Here is a 14,286-nt window from a genome sequence, read left to right on the forward strand (position 1 = left end):
CTAGGTTTTGACCGACAATACCCCTGAAATGCGGCTGCTGATCGTCTCTCCCTGGTTCCCCTACCCGCCCGACAATGGGTCGCGCCTGCGGGCGTGGCACCTGATCCAGCGGCTCACGCAGCGCCACGAGGTCCGGCTGATTGTCGGGCGGCAGGACGATGCAACCGGCGAGGTTCCCCCCGGCATTCCCACGACCGTGGTCCCCTGGCTCTGGCACCAGCCCGGCGCGACCGGGAAGGCCGGTGCCCTCCGGGCTCTGTTTTCGTCGGTGCCGCGCTCGATCCTGGAGACCCCCAACCCCGCCTTTGTCGCCGCGATTGAGGCCGAGCTCGCCCTACAGCCCGATGCCGTGCTGGCGATGGAGCTGGGCAGCGATGCCTACCTCCCCGAGACCCTCCCCTGCCCGGTCTTCCTGGACCAGGTCGAGGTCTCGGGCCTGGAGCACGCCTGGCGGCAGGCAAGCCAGCCGCGGGAACGCCTGGCCCGCTGGCTGACGTACCAAAAGGGGGTGGGCTACTGGGGGCGACGGCTCCGGCGCTACCACACACTCACTGCGGTCTCAAAGGCCGAGGCGGCGGCGGTCGAGCGGGTCTCGGGGAAGGCGACTCTAGTCGTTCCCAACGGGGTCGCGACCGCTGAGTTTACCCCTGCCAATCTCAGCGAGACGGTCCCGGGGCGGCTGATCTACAACGGTGCCCTCTCGTACGGCCCGAATCGTGACGCGGTACTCTGGTTTGTGGAGGCGATCCTACCGAAGATTAAAGAGCAGGTCCCCGAGGCGCACTTGGTTGTGACGGGGCGGGCGGAGGCAGCTCCCGAGAGCCTTTGTCGCCACCCGCACGTGACCCTGACCGGGTTTCTCCCCGATCTGCGCCCCACGCTCGCGGTGGCGCAGGTCTGTGTCGTCCCGCTCCGTGCGGGCGGCGGGACTCGGCTGAAGATCTTAGAGGCTTGGGCCGCAGGGCTTCCGACAGTCGCCACGCCAATCGGGGCGGCGGGGCTGGAGGGAAGCGTCGCAGGCGAGCACCTGCTCCTGGGAGAGACCGCAGAGGCCTTTGCCCAGGAGACCATCACGCTCCTCAAGAGTGTTGAGCTACGGCAGCGGCTCGCCCGCAATGCCCGTGCTCTGGTCGAGGCGCGCTACGACTGGGACGTGATCGTGGAGGCACTCTCGGAGCACCTCGTGCAAGCAAGAAAATGAGTAAGGCAAGAGAAGAATTTTACGACGAGGCCACGATCTGGGGCGACGACTCCGACCGGCCCGTGCGCGATCTCATCAGCCAGGGAGCGGAGCAGAAACTCAAGCTGCTCGGGAGCGCCCTGGTGATTGGGACCGCGCTGGGAATCGGGGGCGTCCTGGCGTCGGGGGCGGGCACCAAGGGCCTGATCTGGCTTGCCATTGTCGTGCTGGGGATGGTGGGCGTGATCACGGTCGCCAGCTACCTGGAGGTGGGCGTGACCCTCTTTATCGCCGCCTGCTGGTTCCTCTTCAAGACCCCCGGCCTTGCCCAAGGCCAGGGGGGCGGTGGGGAGCAAGGGCTCGCGCTCAGCCAGATCGGCCTGGTCTTGCTCCTCTCCGCCTGGGGGCTGCGGCGCCTCTTCCGCCCCGATGGCAAGCTCTTCCGCACCCCCCTGACCGCCCCGATCTTTGCCTATCTCTTTATCTGCGCCTGGTCGACCATCCACAGCCTGCTCTTCCCCGACAGCAATATCGAGCGTGGCCTGATCACCGCTACCCCGATAGCGGTGAACGTCCTTGAGAACATCCTCCGGGTGCTGGCGCTGGGCGGCCTGCTTCTTGTCGCCAATGTGGTCACGCCGCGCGGAAAGGGCCGCATGGCCGCGATGTTTATTGCCGCCGGCGTGCTCTTGTTTCTCTTCTCGCTTCAGACCAAGACCAACAACATGGACCACCCGGTCGGGCTGGCGCGCTATGTTCCGGGGCAGGGCTACGGCGCCTTTCCCCAGATGATGATTGTCGGGGTGCTGGCAGCGCTGGCGGTCTCGGGGATCGGCAAGCGCTGGCAGCAGGCCGTGATGCTCACGGTCGCGCTGACGATCTTTGGCTGGGCGTTTGTCCGAAATGCGGAGTGGGTCTCAGGCTGGCTTGCCGGCGGCTTGGCGCTCGCCATAGTTGTCTTCAATGCCCGCCGCAAGCTCTTCTGGATCGGAGTGGGCGTGATCGCGGCGATTGTCTTGCTGAACTTTGGCTACTTCTGGGACAAGTTCTACAAGATGAACTTCTATGCGGGCGGGCACATGAACTGGGGAGTCGCCACCCTGCGTGGCCAGGAGATCGGTGCCCTGGAGAACGACCGAAGCCGGATGCTACGCGCTGCCTTCCAGTACGCCGATGCCTTCCCACTCGGGGTTGGGCTGGGCAACTACAAGAACTACAACCACCACTACGGCTCCCCGACCGTCTGGAACTCCACGACCTTTACATCGGCGCACGGCACCTACGCCCAGACCCTCTCGGAGCTCGGCTGGCTGGGCCTGCTCGCCCTTCTCTGGCTCCAAGGCGCAACTCTCATGACTCTCTACCGCTTCTGGAGGGCTCTGCCTACGGGGACCTGGGAGAAGGCCTGGCTCCTGGCGACCTACGCCGGGTGCTGGGGGATCTTTGCCGCCACCTTCCTGGGGGACTATATCTTTCCTAGCTACCACAACGGCGCGATGGCCTCGTTTGGCGGGACGGTCTATGTCTGGCTCTTTGCGGGGTTTGGGATCGGGCTGGCGCGCCTGCGCGGCCTCACCTGGGCGAGCGCGACGGGCAAGGGGATCAAGAAACCCCGGCCCCAAGCGCACTGGGTTCGCCCCACGGAGGGCAGACCATGACCCCCGATCTCTCGATTGTGATTGTCTCCTGGAACACGAAAGCGCTCCTCAAAGACTGCCTGGAGAGCATTCAAAATGTCGCCCGCGCCGAGGTCTTTGTCGCCGATAATGCGTCATCAGATGGCAGCCCCGAGCTCGTGGCGAGTGCGTTTCCCAACGTCACGCTGATCCAGACGGGTGCGAATCTGGGCTTTGCCAAGGCCAACAACCTCGCGCTGAAGCAGGCGAAGGGCCGCTACTGGCTCCTGCTCAACTCCGACACGCTGGTCCCCGACGGTGCCCTGGAAAGGCTGGTAGAGGCAATGGACGCCCACCCCGAGGCGGCGGTCGCGGGCTCGCTGCTGCTCAATGGCGACGGCACGCTCCAGCACTCCTGGGCACGCTTTCCCAGCTTCCAGAGCGAGCTCTCCGGTGCCCTAGAGCGCGGCCAGTGCCCCTACACCGACACGCAGCTCCTCGACGAGGCCACGCGCACCTCCCTCGCCCCCTTTGCTTGTGACTGGGTAGGCGGGGCGGTCTTCTGTGTCCGTGCGAGCGCAGCGCAAAAGGCCGGTCTGCTCGACGAGAAGTTCTTCATGTACAGCGAGGAGACCGAGTGGTGCCACCGCCTGAAAAAGCGAACCGGCGGCACCACGCTTCTCATCCCCGCATCGGTCGTGATCCACCTAGGTGGCGGCTCCAGCCGCGCGGTTCCCAAGGCCACGCGTCAGCGCATGTGGCGCTCCAGCCTGCGCTTCTTCCGCCTCACCCAAGGCCCCCTCGGCGCGCTGCCCCCCAGCGCCGTCGCCACGGGGCGCTATCTCCTCTCCCCGCTCCGACGAAGCAAGCAGGCAGACACAGAAACGCCGCCCACGGATCCAAACGTTACCCTCGCACGCCTCAACCAGCGCGACCCTCTGACCAGTGCCCACAACCAGAAGGCGCTAGTGAGAGCACTGAACAGGCTCTCCCCAGGAACCGCACTCCTCTATCTCAATAAAGACGGTTTGATTTACTTCAACGACCAGTACGGGCACAGCTTCGGCGACCAAGTCCTGTGTGACCTTGTTGCTACCATCAAGCGCTCACTCCCCGCAGGCGCAGCTTACTTCCGTATCGGGAGCAATGAGTTTGCTATTCTGATCCCCCATGCCGAGTCTGCAAAGCTCGATGCATACGCCAAGACTCTTGTTGAGAACATTCCTGTGGCACTCCAGGAGCTCCTGGATGCCAACAACCTTGGCGGCTCGTCTTGCCCACTTGGGGTGCATATCGGCATTGCGCTCTCCGAGCCGACAGAGACGGGTGAGTCCCTCCTGAAGCGTGCCGACCTAGCCCACGACGTAGCCAAGCGCCTTGGGATTGGGCGTGTGGCCTGGGCACCCCCTCTCCTTCAAAACCCAGACCCGCTGACTGGGGTTGGGCATTGGGAGGCATTTCCGCTGCGGGGGCACGAGCCTGCAAACGGTGCGACCGTGCTTGCTCTGGATATCGATCACCTCAAAGACTTCATGGATACCAATGGACTGACAATGGGTGATAGCTTGCTCCAGCGAGTTGGGGAGGTGCTCTTGCAGTCCACCCTTCGCGGCATGGAGGTCTACAGAACGAGCGGTGGGACGTTTGCCCTGATTCTCACCTCCGAGTGGAGCGTCCATGTCCCGACCGTGGCACAGAAGCTCGGGGAGGCGGTCAACGCGGCGATCTTCTACTTCATTCAGAATAACAAGCTGACGTTTCCTCAGAAGCAAACGACACTGAGCATGGGAATCGCACAGGCACACGCCGAGGAGACTCTCGAAGCCCTCACCCAGCGCGCGGAGGCAGCCCTAAAGCAGGCAAAGGCACAAGGGAAGAACCGGATCTGCTGGGCGGAGGAGCCGTCTGCGGCGACGGAGCACGCGGCGTGAGGGTGGTGATCGATGCGCGCCCGCTCTCGCACCCGCAGGCGGGCGGCTACCGCTCGTACGTGAGTGCGCTGGTGCGAGGGCTCGCGGAGGTGAAGCCGGCCGATGTGGAGGTGCTCCTCTACCTAGACCGCCCGACCGAGACAGCCTTTCCCTTCGAGACCCGCGTGCTCTCACCATCGCGCCTCAAGACCGACTTCTGGCTCTTTGCCCAACAAGTGCGCCGCGACAAGCCCGAGCTCGTGCACGGCACCGTAAACTACCTGCCGCTAGGGCTCTCGTGCAAGACCCTTCTCCTGCTCTACGATGCCCTCTTGCTCAAGCGCTACCCGTGGGAAGGGAAGGTGCAGCGCTCGCTCCGGCAGCGTGTGCTCAATGGCTACTGGACCACGCTCATGCGCCACTCCGCCCAGAGGGCGACCAAGACCTTCACGATCTCCCACGGTGCCGCGCAGGAGCTGGCATCGGTGCTGGGTGGGAGCCCCGAGCGCTTCCCGATTGTCCCGATTGGACTGACACTTCCCCTACCAAGCGCGGGAGTGCGGCATGAGAAGAACTCGATCCTGGCGATCGCGGCACCGGACGCCCGAAAGAATATCGAGGCGGTCTACGATGCCCTACCGCTCCTGGCAGACCTGGCACCGACTCTGAAGCTAGTGTGTACGTCGGCGCGGACAGCGGAGGTGGCCGAGGCGGAGGTGGCACGGCGTGGGCTAAAAGGGGTGAAGCTCCTGCGTAGCCTCGACAACCAGGCGCTCTCGGATGCCTACGCCGGCGCAAGTGTCTTTGTGTTTCCGTCGCGCCTGGAGGGCTTTGGCCTGCCCCCTCTAGAGGCGATGCAGGCAGGGACACCGGTCGTGGCCTCGCACGCTCTGCCGATGCCGGAGATCCTCGGGGACGCGCCCCTCTACTTCGACCCGGAGCAGCCCACGCAGCTCGCTCAGGCCGTCCGCCGCCTCCTCACCGACCCGGCGGCTTGGACCGAGCATGCCCGGCGCGGCACGGTGCAGGCAAGCCGCTACACGCTCCGGGCGATGGCGGAGGGCACGCTGGCGCTCTGGCGGGAGGTCGGCGCGTGAGCAAGCCCAAGGTTCTCTTTCTGGCGCACCTGCTCCCCTGGCCCCTCGACGGCGGCGGGCAGATCAAGTCCTACCATGTCCTGCGTCAGCTCGCGCAGGCCTACGATATCACCCTGCTGGCCCTGATCCGCACCCCCGACGAGGCCAAGAACACCGAGCCGCTGCGCGAACTCTGCGTGGGCGGAGTCGAGGCGATCCCCATCCACCGGACACGGGTTCGCAATGCGCTTGCGGCGGGACGAGCCCCTCTGACCGGCGAGTCGTTTATTGTCACGCGGGACAACACCCCCGCTTTCCATGCCGCGGTCGCGCGGGAGCTGGCCACGGGAGCCTATGTCGCGCTCCATGTTGACCACCTCCAGATGGCGCAGTTTGTCCCCGCCGCCACGCTGGGTGTCAAGGTGATCCTCGATGAGCACAATGTCGAGTACCGGATTCCCCAGCGCCTCGCCGAGACGGCAAAGAACCCGCTCTGGCGCGTCTACGCCGCGGGAGAGTGGAAGCGTCTGCGGGAGTTCGAGCGCGGTGCTCTCAGACGCGCCGATCGGACGCTGGCGGTCTCCGACGAAGACAAGACCACGCTAGAGGATTTACTTGGGCCAAATAAGGGTAGAATATACACGCTACCCATTGGCGTGGACACCGACTACTTCGCTCCGCGCCCCCGAAAACCCGCCTCGAAGACCCTTGTCTCCATCGGAACGATGTACTGGCCGCCAAATATTGACGCGATGCGCTGGTTTTGCGCGGAGATTCTGCCGAAGATCAAAGCGGGAGAGTCCGACACCCGCCTGACCATTGTCGGGGCGCGGCCCACCGACGAAGTCCTTGCCCTCGCGGCGGACCCGGCGGTGACGGTCACGGGCTCGGTGCCCGATGTGCGGCCCTATGGGGAGGACTGCGGTGCGTTTATCGTCCCCTTGCGCTCGGGGTCGGGGATGCGGGTGAAGATACTCAATGCGCTGGCGATGGGCCTGCCAACGGTCTCAACGACGGTTGGTGCAGAAGGGATTGATGTGAGAGACGGCGAGCATATCTTGCTAGCAGAGACGGCGGAGGAGTTTGCGGCGGCGACGCTGCGGCTGCTCTCGGAGCCGGACCTGTCCGCACGCCTCGCCGCCAACGGCCGCCGCCTGATGGAGGAGCGCTACGGCTGGGACGCCATCGGTACGCAGCTCCGCCAGAACTACAGCGAGGTGCTTGCGCGATGAAGCTCCTCTTTGTCACCCCGTATGTGCCGTCGCTGATCCGCGTCCGCACCTACCAGCTCCTGCGGCACCTGGCCCGCCGTGGCTGCAAGATCACCCTGGTCGCACTGGAAGATGCTCCCGTCTCCACGGCAAGCCGTGCGGAGCTGGCCGAGCTCTGTGAGAGTGTCCATCTCGTCCCACTAGAGAAGCCCGCCGCCGCCCTCCGCTGCATCGCGGCGCTCCCGAGCCCCAAGCCGCTCTGGGTGGCCTACTGCGACACCCCCGCCTTGAGAGCGACCGTGCGCCGCTTAGTGCAGGCGGAACAATTCGATGCCGCGCACGTCGAACACCTGCGCGCTGCCTCTGTCCGCTCTGCCCTGGGAGACCTGCCCTGTGTGCTCGATGCGGTCGACTGTATCACCGCGCTCCAACGCCAGATGTTTGACCAAGGAGAACGACTAAAGGACCGGGCACTCGCCGGGGAGGAGTGGCTCAAGCTCCGGCGCTGGGAGCCGCGTGCCTACGCCGGCTACGATGCGATCGGGGTCACAAGCCAGTACGATGCGACCGCGCTCCAGGCACTGGGAACCCGCCCACCGCTCCATGTCATTCCCAATGGGGTCGATCTGGACTACTTCCAGCCCAACCCCAAACTCGCCCCCGAGCCCGACACGATTATCTTCAGCGGCAAGATGAGCTACCGGGCCAACGACGATGCCGTGCTGTGGTTTGCCGCGCAGCTCTGGCCCACGCTCAAGCGGGCGCGTCCGGGCCTGCGCTGGACCATCGCCGGCAACGAGCCGTCGGCGGCGGTGCGTGCGCTGGCTGCCGACCCCGCGATCACGGTCACGGGCTATGTCGAGGACCTGCGCCCCTTTATCGCCCGCGCCAGCCTCGCGATCTGCCCCCTGCGGATCGGGGTGGGAATTCAGAACAAGGCGCTAGAGGCAATGGCTATGGGCCGCCCCGTAGTCGCCTCCCCCATCGCGGGCCGCGCTCTCCCAGGCGCGATTACCGAGGGGGGACTGAACGTCGCGGAGGGAGCTCAGGACTTTATCGCCGCCTGCCTCGCGCTCCTGGAGAGCCCCGCCCAGGCCGAGCTTGCAGGGCAGGCCGCACGCCGCTATGTCGAGCGCCACCACCGCTGGGACTGTAGCGCAGGTGCCTTTCTAGAGCTCTACGCCCGAGAGAAACAGCAGACAACACCCCGTGTATAAGCAGGAACGAGATCACATAAGAATGGAATCACAGGTTTATTCGCCTCAGACCAAGGTAGCGGTTACCCCCGTTGCGCTCCCCAACACCAACATGCTCTACCTTACGTTGAAGCGTCTCATTGATATTGCCGGCTCGCTTTTTGGGCTCGTCCTGCTCTTCCCCCTGTTCTCCGTTCTTGCCATTCTCGTTCGCCTCTCGTCCGCCGGGCCGATCCTGCACCGCCGACGGGTCCTCTCGCACCAGCAGTACGAAGGGGGCACGCCCCAGAGCTTCGATGCCTTCAAGTTCCGCACGATGATCACCAACGCCGATGCCTTTCTCGCCCAGCACCCCGAGCTGATGGCGGAGTTCCAAAAGGACTTCAAGCTGCGCGACGATCCCCGGGTGACCAAGGTCGGGCACAAGCTGCGGCGCTCCAGCCTCGACGAGCTCCCGCAGCTCTTTAATGTCCTCCGGGGGCAGATGACCTTGGTGGGCCCACGCATGATCTCCCCGCCCGAGCTGGAGATGTACGGCGAGTACGCCGCCAAGCTCCTCTCGGTCAAGCCCGGCCTGACCGGGCTCTGGCAGGTGAGTGGTCGTCAGAATGTCTCCTACGCCGAGCGCGTCAAGCTGGACATGTACTACATCGACAACCGGACGCTCGGGATGGATATCGAGATCCTCCTGCGAACCGTGGTGAGTGTGCTCAAGCGCCAGGGAGCCTACTAGGCACCGACCATGCGCCTGGGCCGTCTGGTTCGTAATATCCTCACCCTGCTCCTGCTGGCGCTTCCCTGCGTCGTGCTGCTGCCACGCCTCAACGCGCCGATCGCCCTGCCCGAGAGTGCGCTTGACCAGCTCCTGACCGCACGCTACACCGCCGCGCACAACCGCCTTGGTACCCCTGTCCTGCGCCCGCTTGACGTGGCGCGCCTCACGTCGTTTGGGGACGGTGCCCTCCCGGACATGCGCCATGGGATGCTCTATACTGGCCTCTCAGCGGTTGCGATGAAGGTGCTCCACGAGACCCAGGGCGGCCAGGGCCAGCGTGCCGCGACTCTTCTCGGGATGGGGCTGCTCCTCACGGGAGGGCTCGTGACACTCTGGCTCTACCGGCGCTGGTTCCCGCAGCGAGACAACAAGCTGGCGGCGTTTTTCTATGTCTGGAGCGGCGGCGCGCTCCTGGCAGCCGTTCTCCCCGGTCCCGGCCTGCTCCTGGCGATCCTCGGGGGGCTTCTCTGCGCGGCCCTCGTCTCGCTCGATGTGACCAGTAGTAGTAGCCGCTCGTCGCTCTGGCTCGCCCTGGCAGCGGGAGCGCTCTGGGGGCTCTTATTTCTGTCGCTGTACTCCGCACTGCTGCTCTTGCCGTTTCTGCTCTGGCAGGTTGTGGTCACGACGCGGCGGGATATTCGCGCGGTGCTGGCGTTCGTCGTGGCGGCGGGAGTCGTGGCCGCGCCTCAGCTCCTGCGTGCCCAGAAGTTTGCGCACAACCCGCTCTACCACAGCCGCGGGATCGAGCTGATCATGCGCACGGAGTCCCACCCCGGAACCGCGCTCTACCATGCGGTCTCGCTCCCCCGTACGGTCAGCACCTACCTGACCCACGGTGGTTTTCTGGAGGTACTGTCCAAGTCCGCCAGCACACTGGTCGAGCTCTTGCCACGCTCGCTGGGGACAGTCGGGCTGTGCTTGTTGCTCTTTATCACCTCGGGGCTGATGCGCTTCACCGACCAGCGCCTCAACCGGCTCCGTCGCCTGCTGTTTTTGATGATTCCCGTGCACCTGATCGCCCTGAGCCTCTTCTTCCCCGCCGACGAGTGTGCGAGTGTTCTTTTGCTCTACGGGCCGGCGATTGCGGTGCTCGGGGCGGCGTTTCTGCAGACCACGATCCATGCCCGGCGGCTTCCTCGGCTCCATGCACGCGGGGTGCGGCTCGCCTGGACCGTCCTGTGCTGTGGCGCGGGGCTGGCCCAGCTTCTTGCCCTCCGCCCCGCCCCCGCCCCGATACGGCTCTACGCCTTTTTAGGCAATAGTGGCGCGTACTTGGACCGCCTCCAGACCAGCCACGACGGCGTCCTCGCTGCCGATGCGCCCGAGACCATGGCGCTGTACGCAGACGTGCCCGTCACGCTCTTGCCCACCAGCTCCACCGACTTTCAGGAAGTAGAAGCACGGCTCAATAAAGAGATTGTCGGCTTTAGCCTGACCCCAAACCTGCGCTGGGACCGCCCCGAGGACACCGCGCTCCAGGCCTGGGGCGATACCTACCGCCGCGTCTTGGGGCTCTTTGCACTGACCCAGCTCATGCCCAACAACGAGCGGGAGACCTTGCGCCAGTACGTCTCCTACCCCGACTCTCTGATCGCCTCGATCCGCAGCTTCCAGGTCACCCCGATCCAGGAGCCCCAGCAGGGCAACGACTACTCCGCCCTCTTCTGGGACATGGACTACATCCGCGCGATCCCACGCTGAGCCAGGACACGGGCGGCCATGGTGAGGCAGGCGACCGACTTCATGTCCAGGATGCGCCCGTCACTGATCGCGGCCAGGGCATCGTCGAGGGGTAGCGGGACGGTCTCCACAAACTCATCGGCATCGGTGTGGGCATCGGGGGCGGGGGTGAGGTCCTCGGCGAGGTAGCCCCAGATCTTCTCGGTGCAGTAGCCCGGCGCGACATAGGCCTCATAGAGCGGAGTCAGCTTCCCTGGTACAAACCCGATCTCCTCCGCCAGCTCACGCCCTGCCGCGAGCGCGGGGTCCTCGCCCGCCTCGATCCCGCCCGCCGGAACCTCCAGCAGGGTCCCCCCGGTCGGCAGACGGAACTGCCGCACCAGGAGCACATTGCCCTCGGCATCGAGCGGGACGACGGCAATCGCGCCGCTGTGCTCGACCACCTCGCGCTTGCCGGGCTTGCCGTTGGGCAAGAGCACGCTGTCTAGGCGCAGGCTCACCACGCGCCCCTCGTAGAGCCGCTGGCTCTCTGTCACTGTCTCTGTTAGGTCCATTTTATGCTTCTTCCTCGATAAAGACCGGGCTTGTCAGCCAGCCTGGAATCGGTAGCGGCTCTCCGCTTCGGTCAAACTCTCCCGCCAGTAGTCGATCCGGCAGCTCTCGCTCCGCCTTCGCCAGCACGTCTTCCAGCGCCGACTCCGGGAGCTCGTCCTCGCCGTCAAAGAGGCTGTACTCCGGTAAAAAGCGCGCCCCAAGGTCATCGACAAGAAACACCGCCCAAGGTAGATCGTCCTCGACACCGCTCGCATCCCAGACAGTCGCGGTGTAGCCCGAGTCCGACTGGTAGGCCAAGCTGCACTCGACATCCTCGATATCCAGCTCGGTTCCATCGGGGAGCAGCCCCAGCCAGTGGAGCGTGTCGGGGAGTGTGTCGGGGGTCTCGATCTCGTTCCAGCTTGCGAGCAGGACATGTTCAAACCAGCGAAAGCGCGCCTCCAGGGCAGCGAACTCAGGGTCATCCGGCGTAAAGAGCATTGACATAGTGTATCACAGACACCCAAAAGCCGCACTCACACGAAAGAACAGCGGGTCTTGCGCCGCGGTTCGTCCCATGCTCGTGACTCTCAGGTGGTTTTTCTCCAGTAGTGCCAGCCCCGGCTCCGGGTCCGCGAGGAGTGGGGTGGCTGAAAGATTCTCGGGAAGTGGCGTGTCGTGGGGCCAGCCGGCCTCGGGGCAGGTTCCAGCGAGGGCGAGTACGGTACGGCTATGGTGCGAGAGCCCTTGGTGGCGCGGACGGGGGTCGGCGGACGAGGCCCGGAGACAGCAGAGCGCCCTGCCCCCCAGTGCGGCGGTCACCGAGAGGGTCCAGGCCTGCTCGATCCCGGAGAAGCCGTAGCGGGTGCCCGTCCCTGCGTTCCCCGGCCCTGGTGCGACAATCACCACATCGGCCTTCTCCACCGATCGCGCCGCCAGCAGCGCCGACGGTAGCGTCACGCACTCACGCTCGCCGCCAAAGGCCTGGCCGCAGGTCAGGGTGACATCGAGCAGCCCCAGCGCCCGGAGCTGCGCCACGAGCTTGGAAAATCCGAGAGGAAGCGCGGCGGAGTCGGTCATGACATAGGCGATTCGCTTACTCGGAGCCGCCGCCTTCACCGCCGCCGCCACCAGCGCGACCTGGCTATGGAGCAAGCAGGCCACCACGGGCAGCCCACTCAGCGTCGTGGTCTCGTCCCAGTCGGCGCTCTGCTCCACCACGGAGACCGCGTGCTGTAGCGGCGTGTAGCGTAGCTTGATAATGTGCTCATCGCCTGTTTCTTGCTCGGAGGGAAGGGACACAGGGATGGGTTCCGTGGACGCCGCGATCACAAAGTCCACGCCGCCCGTGCCCAGCGCAAGCCCCGTCGCGGTTGTATTGAGGAGCACCCAGTCACCCACCGCCAGCGGGCCAGTCAGCGACGGGTAGGCCACGATGGCACGCTCTGGCGCTTCACTGTCGATCCGAGCGCGCCCCCACAGAGCCGTGGCTGTCACCCGCTCGATGGTCGTGACGCGCGCGAGACGCCGGTCTAGACGTGGCATCTAGCGGAGCGCGGACTGCTCGCCCAGGCGGGGAGCGAGGTCGCTGCCCAAGACAACCGTGATATCGGGAACATTCTCACTCAGGCTTCCACTCCGGTCCGGCCCCAGGTCCTTCTTTACCGTCCCCCCCCCGAGGAGCTTGGCGATCATCTCCGCACGGGGCTTGTTGACCGCCCGTGTGAACTGGATAGTCGTGGCCGTGGCCTGTGTCTTGGGGCCATCGGTGACATAGTCGGCATCGAAGTTCCCCTCGGCGCGTAGCAGCTCCGCCGCCCGGCGCGCCGCCCCCGAGATATCGGTTGCGTTCTGAACCGCGACCGTGGTCACCCGGTTGGCCGCCTTTTCGTCCCCGTAGACCAGCCACTGGACAAGCGCCTCGGTCTTGCGGCGGTCCGGGATGAAGAAGAAGGGCTTGTGCTTCTCAAACGCCCCTGCCAGCGTTCCTGAGGCCACTTGATCCGGCTGGGTGTTCCGGTAGAGCGAGGCGATCGCAAAGATCTGCGGGCGCTCCAGGTTGGTGTCAAACTGCTTCAGCGCCGTGTCCACGAGCGTGTCGGCGTGCAGGATCTGGCGCTTCCCCGACGCGATCATCGCGCGGATCATGTTCTGCTGGCGCACCATCCGGCGCGTGTCGCCATTTTCCTGGCACTGGTTGAGCGCGGAGATCTCCGCCGGGGACTTGCGCTTGAAGAGAGGCACACCCCGGCTATCCTTACCAACAAAGACAGCGGAGCCATCGGCGTTGCGGACATACGGGTCGATCTCACGATAGCGGCAGTAGCCAATGGCCTCATCGGCGGTGGCGATATGCACCGGCCCCTTGGGAAGCTTGACATGGAGCCCCGCCTTGAAGTCGTTGTACTCAATGGCGTCGATCGTCTCCACATCGACTCCGCCCAGCTCCTTGACCAGGTTCCCCACGGCATCGGGCTTCACGGCGATGTAGTAGTCGGGCTTGATTCCCGTGATATCCTCGACCGCCTCACAGAGAAGCGCGGGGCCGCCGCGTCCTGGGTAGGTATCGTTGCTCAGGGTGGCGTTGATCTTGCCTGTGTTGCCCGCGACTCGCACCCGGGTGTCACGAGGAATGGAGAGCGCGGAGACATGGCGGGTCTTGAAGTCCAGCGAGAGCAGCATGATGGAGTCAGCACGGCTCGACTTCCCCGTGTAGCGCTGGTAGTTCTTGTCGTAGGAGTAGTCCTTGCCAATGAGCAGGACCGTGATCTGGTCTTTCTTGGGGAAGAACTTCGCGGGGTTGTTGTAGAGATCTAAGATATCACGGACACTGCTGCCCGGAAGTAGCTTTGGGAACATCTTGCCCGCCCAGATGCCTCCTGCCACAACGGCGGCAAGAGCCCCCAGCCCGAGGAGCTTCCCCAAGGGGTTGCCGCGCTTCCGTCGGCGGCCCGTGCGCCGCCCCACGGGAGGTAAGGGAGCAGGGGCGCTTGCACGGCGGTGTTGTGGGGGGGGAGGTGTTTTTCCGTTCACTTTACTTCGTCCGTTCACTATACGTTATTATATCCTTAATTCGTTCCGAAGTTTACCCCCGTGAGGTAAACTCTC

At 65.0% G+C, this 14,286-nt stretch carries 12 protein-coding genes; 8 read left to right on the top strand and 4 right to left on the bottom strand.

Translation table 11 applies throughout. The features are described 5' to 3' along the window. Positions 1 to 28 precede the first annotated feature (28 nt). The 8 genes from HNQ39_RS22745 to HNQ39_RS22780 are packed head-to-tail and all read left to right on the top strand — an operon-like array spanning position 29 to position 10,665. Positions 29 to 1,201, top strand: a complete 1,173-nt coding sequence (locus HNQ39_RS22745; protein ID WP_184202392.1) for a glycosyltransferase family 4 protein — start codon at positions 29 to 31, stop codon at positions 1,199 to 1,201. Beyond that, positions 1,198 to 2,838 carry an O-antigen ligase family protein gene (locus HNQ39_RS22750; RefSeq protein WP_184202394.1) on the top strand — a complete coding sequence of 547 codons (1,641 nt, stop codon included), beginning with the start codon at positions 1,198 to 1,200 and terminating at the stop codon, positions 2,836 to 2,838. The genes HNQ39_RS22745 and HNQ39_RS22750 overlap by 4 nt, the downstream gene beginning before the upstream one ends. After that, the gene (locus HNQ39_RS22755; RefSeq protein ID WP_184202396.1) at positions 2,835 to 4,727 is read left to right on the top strand and encodes a diguanylate cyclase domain-containing protein; all 1,893 of its coding nucleotides are present in this window, start codon (positions 2,835 to 2,837) and stop codon (positions 4,725 to 4,727) included. Before HNQ39_RS22750 ends, HNQ39_RS22755 begins: the two co-directional genes overlap by 4 nt. Further along, a complete protein-coding gene (locus HNQ39_RS30690) occupies positions 4,724 to 5,803 on the top strand; it encodes a glycosyltransferase (RefSeq protein ID WP_184202397.1) in 1,080 nt (359 codons plus the stop codon). Before HNQ39_RS22755 ends, HNQ39_RS30690 begins: the two co-directional genes overlap by 4 nt. Continuing rightward, positions 5,800 to 7,014, top strand: coding sequence for a glycosyltransferase (locus tag HNQ39_RS22765; protein WP_184202399.1), 1,215 nt, complete (start codon positions 5,800 to 5,802; stop codon positions 7,012 to 7,014). Before HNQ39_RS30690 ends, HNQ39_RS22765 begins: the two co-directional genes overlap by 4 nt. Next, positions 7,011 to 8,210, top strand: coding sequence for a glycosyltransferase (locus tag HNQ39_RS22770; RefSeq protein ID WP_184202400.1), 1,200 nt, complete (start codon positions 7,011 to 7,013; stop codon positions 8,208 to 8,210). The genes HNQ39_RS22765 and HNQ39_RS22770 overlap by 4 nt, the downstream gene beginning before the upstream one ends. Positions 8,211 to 8,232: 22 nt before the next feature. Continuing rightward, entirely contained in the window at positions 8,233 to 8,922 is a 690-nt protein-coding gene (locus HNQ39_RS22775; RefSeq protein WP_184202401.1) for a sugar transferase, read from the top strand. A gap of 9 nt (positions 8,923 to 8,931) precedes the next feature. Beyond that, positions 8,932 to 10,665 (top strand): hypothetical protein, encoded by a 1,734-nt coding sequence (locus HNQ39_RS22780; RefSeq protein WP_184202402.1) that lies wholly within the window; start codon positions 8,932 to 8,934, stop codon positions 10,663 to 10,665. Here HNQ39_RS22780 and HNQ39_RS22785 read toward each other — a convergent pair. Genes HNQ39_RS22785 through HNQ39_RS22800 form a run of 4 tightly spaced genes read right to left on the bottom strand, consistent with a single transcriptional unit; the run spans position 10,641 to position 14,229 of the window. Beyond that, a complete protein-coding gene (locus HNQ39_RS22785) occupies positions 10,641 to 11,198 on the bottom strand; it encodes an NUDIX hydrolase (RefSeq protein ID WP_184202403.1) in 558 nt (185 codons plus the stop codon). The two genes, HNQ39_RS22780 and HNQ39_RS22785, sit on opposite strands and share 25 nt — an antisense overlap. A 1-nt stretch (position 11,199) precedes the next feature. Continuing rightward, positions 11,200 to 11,679: a hypothetical protein gene (locus tag HNQ39_RS22790; RefSeq protein WP_184202404.1), complete on the bottom strand. Its 480-nt coding sequence runs from the start codon at positions 11,677 to 11,679 to the stop codon at positions 11,200 to 11,202. A gap of 12 nt (positions 11,680 to 11,691) precedes the next feature. Next, on the bottom strand, positions 11,692 to 12,723 hold the full coding sequence (locus HNQ39_RS22795; protein ID WP_184202407.1) for a DUF3866 family protein: 1,032 nt from the start codon (positions 12,721 to 12,723) through the stop codon (positions 11,692 to 11,694). Continuing rightward, positions 12,724 to 14,229, bottom strand: coding sequence for an LCP family glycopolymer transferase (locus HNQ39_RS22800; RefSeq protein ID WP_184202409.1), 1,506 nt, complete (start codon positions 14,227 to 14,229; stop codon positions 12,724 to 12,726). Between the last annotated feature and the right edge of the window lie 57 nt (positions 14,230 to 14,286).

It is taken from the genome of Armatimonas rosea (assembly GCF_014202505.1).
Lineage (GTDB): Bacteria > Armatimonadota > Armatimonadia > Armatimonadales > Armatimonadaceae > Armatimonas > Armatimonas rosea.